1 protein-coding gene is annotated in these 1,751 nt (G+C 45.7%); it reads left to right on the top strand.

The window, feature by feature from the left end; translation table 11 throughout:
• Nucleotides 1-1,751 (top strand): transketolase (tkt, locus tag R3X26_RS18700; RefSeq protein ID WP_317718832.1); only part of this gene is annotated, 1,751 nt, incomplete at both ends.

The following is a 1,751-nucleotide window of genomic DNA, read 5'->3' on the forward strand; positions in this document are numbered from 1 at the left end:
CTTTCTAACGGTCACGGCTCTATGCTGATTTATTCTCTGCTTCATTTGACAGGTTATGACTTGTCTATTGATGATTTGAAAAACTTCCGTCAATTACATTCGAAAACGCCGGGTCACCCAGAATATGGTTATGCACCTGGCATCGAAACCACGACAGGACCTTTAGGTCAAGGCATCACTAACGGTGTGGGTATGGCATTGGCGGAAAAAGCTTTGGCCGCGCAGTTTAATAAACCTGAACATCAAATTGTTGACCATAATACTTATGTATTTATGGGTGACGGTTGTTTAATGGAAGGCATTTCACACGAAGCGTGTTCATTAGCTGGCACATTAGGGCTGGGTAAACTGATTGCTTTTTGGGATGACAATGGCATTTCTATTGATGGTGAAGTAGAAGGTTGGTTCTCCGACGATACACCTAAGCGTTTTGAAGCGTATGGTTGGCATGTTATCCCTGCCGTAGATGGTCATGATCCAGTGGCAATCAATGCAGCCATTGAAGCAGCAAAAGCGGAAACAGGCAAACCTACATTGATTTGTACTAAAACTGTGATTGGTTTTGGCTCGCCAAATAAAGCGGGCACGCATGATTGTCATGGTGCTCCTTTAGGTGCTGATGAAATTACCGCGACTCGTGAAGCTCTAGGCTGGAAACATGGGCCTTTTGAGATCCCTGCTGATATATACGCGCAGTGGGATGCAAAAGAAGCCGGTGTGGCGAAAGAAGCGGCTTGGAACGAGAAATTTTCAGCTTATGCGAGTGCTTATCCTGAACTTGCAGCAGAATATACCCGCCGTATAAACGGTGAGTTACCTGCTGAATGGGAACAAAAAACCACGCAAATTATTGCAGATTTGCAAGCGAATCCTGCCAATATTGCCTCGCGTAAAGCGTCACAAAATGCATTAGAAGCGTTTGGTACTATGTTGCCTGAGTTTATGGGTGGCTCGGCTGACCTTGCTCCTTCTAACTTAACCATGTGGTCTGGTTCTAAATCGGTGTCAGCAGACGATGCATCGGGTAACTATATTCATTACGGTGTTCGCGAATTTGGCATGACCGCCATTATGAATGGTTTAGCTCTACACGGTGGGTTTGTTCCTTACGGCGCCACCTTCCTTATGTTTATGGAATACGCTCGTAATGCATTGCGCATGGCTGCATTAATGAAAGTACAAAACATTCAAGTGTACACCCATGATTCAATTGGTTTAGGTGAAGATGGTCCAACCCACCAACCAGTAGAGCAAGTCTCTTCACTTCGTTTAACGCCAAATATGAGCACGTGGCGTCCATGTGACCAAGTGGAATCGGCGGTAGCGTGGAAATTCGCGATTGAACGTAAAGATGGCCCAACCTCGCTGATTTTCTCTCGTCAAAATCTTGCACAGCAAGCCCGAACAGATGCTCAAGTAGCGAATATCGCAAAAGGCGGTTATGTTTTAGTTGACTGTGATGGTCAACCAGAGCTTATCTTAATTGCGACAGGCTCAGAAGTTGAATTAGCAGTAGAAGCGGCAGCGCAACTGAGTGCTGAAGGCAAAAAAGTACGTGTTGTCTCTATGCCAGCAACGGATGTGTTTGATAAGCAAGATGCTGCTTACCGTGAATCGGTACTGCCATCTGACGTAAGAGCACGTGTTGCAGTCGAAGCCGGTATTGCGGATTACTGGTACAAATACGTAGGCTTTGATGGTCGCGTTATTGGTATGAATAGCTTCGGTGAATCTGCACCAGCAGGTGAATT

Source organism: Vibrio sp. TH_r3, from assembly GCF_033101115.1.
Lineage (GTDB): Bacteria > Pseudomonadota > Gammaproteobacteria > Enterobacterales > Vibrionaceae > Vibrio.